The organism is Anaerotignum neopropionicum, assembly GCF_001571775.1.
GTDB lineage: Bacteria > Bacillota > Clostridia > Lachnospirales > Anaerotignaceae > Chakrabartyella > Chakrabartyella neopropionicum.
The window spans coordinates 1-3,156 of the sequence record NZ_LRVM01000023.1 but is presented as its reverse complement, the minus strand read 5'-3'; the positions used below and the strand labels follow the sequence as shown (position 1 = coordinate 3,156).

General features: G+C 48.4%; 1 rRNA gene. It reads left to right on the top strand.

What is annotated here, in order from left to right:
- Positions 1-236 precede the first annotated feature (236 nt).
- Positions 237-3,134: ribosomal RNA gene (locus CLNEO_RS15140) — 23S ribosomal RNA — on the top strand.
- Positions 3,135-3,156 lie beyond the last annotated feature (22 nt).

The following is a 3,156-nucleotide window of genomic DNA, read 5'->3' as shown; positions in this document are numbered from 1 at the left end:
ATGTAATAACGTTGACAGACGATGTCAACAAACCGTAGTATCGCTACTACGAAACATTCCAAAGAACAAGCTATAGATGATTGATTTGATGAAGTGATTGAAGTGAAAGAAAAAGGTTGTTTTTTCATTGTTTTACAATGAAAACCGATTTTTACTTTGATTTCATACTGCTCTAACATTTCTACGAAATGTTTGGTCGCAGCATTCAAAGCATCAAAGAAAAAATCTAACAAACTGGTCAAGCAAGAAAGAGCACAAGGAGAATGCCTTGGCACTAGGAGCCGATGAAAGACGTGATAAGCTGCGATAAGCTTCGGGGAGGCGCAAATAGCCATCGATCCGGAGATTTCTGAATGGGGAAACCTACTTGAGCAAACCTCAAGTATCCATACGTGAATACATAGCGTATGGAAGGGAACGCTGTGAACTGAAACATCTAAGTAGCAGCAGGAGGAGAAAGAAAACTCGATTTCCTAAGTAGCGGCGAGCGAAAGGGAAACAGGCCAAACCGAAGGACCTAGTTCTTCGGGGTTGCGGACTGTATAAGGCATTGGCAAGAGATAGTCGAACTGTTTTGGGAAAGCAGACCAAAGATGGTGAAAGTCCAGTAGACGAAATTTTGAGCCAGCTGACAGTATCCAGAGTACCACGGGACACGAGAAACCCTGTGGGAAGCCGGGGGGACCACCCCCCAAGCCTAAATACTCCCTAGTGACCGATAGTGAAGCAGTACTGTGAAGGAAAGGTGAAAAGAACCCCGGGAGGGGAGTGAAAGAGAACCTGAAACCTTGTGCTTACAAACAGTCAGAGGGCTTTGTGCCTGATGGCGTACTTTTTGTAGAACGGTCCGGCGAGTTACTAATGCTAGCAAGGTTAAGTGGTCAGAAGCCACGGAGCCGAAGGGAAACCAAGTCTGAATAGGGCGTATAGTTAGTATTAGTAGACCCGAAACCGGGTGACCTATCCATGTCCAGGTTGAAGGAGCCGTAAAAGGCTTTGGAGGACCGAACACACATCTGTTGAAAAAGGTGGTGATGAGGTGTGGATAGCGGAGAAATTCCAATCGAACTCGGAGATAGCTGGTTCTCCTCGAAATAGCTTTAGGGCTAGCCTCGAGAGGAGTCTAACGGAGGTAAAGCACTGAACTGACGCGGGGCCCAAAAAGGTTACCAACTCATATCAAACTAAGAATGCCGTAGAGATACCCTCGGGAGTCAGTCTGCGTGAGATAAGTCGCGTGGACAAAAGGGAAAGAGCCCAGACCGACAGCTAAGGTCCCAAAGTACGTGTTAAGTGGAAAAGGATGTGGGATTTCACAGACAACTAGGATGTTGGCTTAGAAGCAGCCATACATTTAAAGAGTGCGTAATAGCTCACTAGTCGAGAAAACCTGCGCCGAAAATGTAACGGGGCTAAAACACGTCACCGAAGCTACGGATTTCCTACGAAGAGTAGGAAGTGGTAGAGGAGCATCCTGCAAGGACGAAGCCAACGCGTAAGCAATGGTGGACGAAACAGGAGAGAGAATGCCGGAATGAGTAGCGAGATATATGTGAGAAACATATAGGCCGAATATCTAAGGATTCCTGAGTAAAGCTAATCTTCTCAGGGTTAGTCGGGGCCTAAGGCGAGGACGAGAGTCGTAGTCGATGGACAACAGGTTGATATTCCTGTACTACGTATAATCAGAACTGTGGGGACGCAGGAGGATAGGAAAACCGGGGAATGGAAAAACCCGGCTAAGCACAAAGCCAAGGGAGATAGGCAAATCCGTCTCTTGATGGTGAAGTGCGATGGGGACTGAAAAAAAGTAGGGAAGTTTCCGAATCCACACTGCCAAGAAAAGCCGCTATTGTATTATACGTACCCGTACCGTAAACCGACACAGGTAGATAAGGAGAAAATCCACAGGCCGACGGGAGAAGTGTTGTTAAGGAACTCGGCAAAATAACCCCGTAACTTAGGGATAAGGGGAGCCACGAAAGTGGCCGCAGAAAAGAGGCTCAAGCGACTGTTTAGCAAAAACATAGGTCTATGCGAAACCGTAAGGTGATGTATATGGGCTGACACCTGCCCGGTGCTGGAAGGTTAAGAGGAGAGGTTAGCGCAAGCGAAGCTTTGAATTCAAGCCCCAGTAAACGGCGGCCGTAACTATAACGGTCCTAAGGTAGCGAAATTCCTTGTCAGGTAAGTTCTGACCCGCACGAAAGGTGTAACGATTTGAGCACTGTCTCGACAACACGCCCGGTGAAATTGAAGAACCAGTGAAGATACTGGTTACCCGCAACAGGACGGAAAGACCCCATGGAGCTTTACTGCAGCCTGATACTGGGATTCGATGATATATGTACAGGATAGGAGGGAGGCTATGAAGCCAGGACGCTAGTCTTGGTGGAGCCGCCGGTGGGATACCTCTCTTATGTCATTGGATTTCTAACCCATATCCATTATCTGGATAGGGGACAATGTCAGGCGGGCAGTTTGACTGGGGCGGTCGCCTCCTAAAAGGTAACGGAGGCGCTCGAAGGTCACCTCAGAATGATTGGAAACCATTCAAAGAGTGTAAAGGCAAAAGGTGGCTTGACTGCGACATCGACGGATGGAGCAGGTACGAAAGTAGGACTTAGTGATCCGGTGGTAATAAGTGGGAATGCCATCGCTCAACGGATAAAAGCTACCCTGGGGATAACAGGCTTATCTCCCCCAAGAGTTCACATCGACGGGGAGGTTTGGCACCTCGATGTCGGCTCATCGCATCCTGGGGCTGAAGTAGGTCCCAAGGGTTGGGCTGTTCGCCCATTAAAGCGGTACGCGAGCTGGGTTCAGAACGTCGTGAGACAGTTCGGTCCCTATCCGTTGTGGGCGCTGGAAATTTGAGAGGAGCTGTCCTTAGTACGAGAGGACCGGGATGGACGTACCTCTGGTGTACCGGTTGCAGACCAACTGCACAGCCGGGTAGCTATGTATGGAACGGATAAACGCTGAAGGCATCTAAGCGTGAAGCCGCCCTCAAGATTAGATTTCCCATTCTTCGGAAGTAAGGTCCCTTGAAGATAACGAGGTAGATAGGTTGGAGGTGTAAGCATGGTAACATGTTCAGCTGACCAATACTAATAGACCGAGGGCTTGACCAATAAATCGATTGATGATATAATA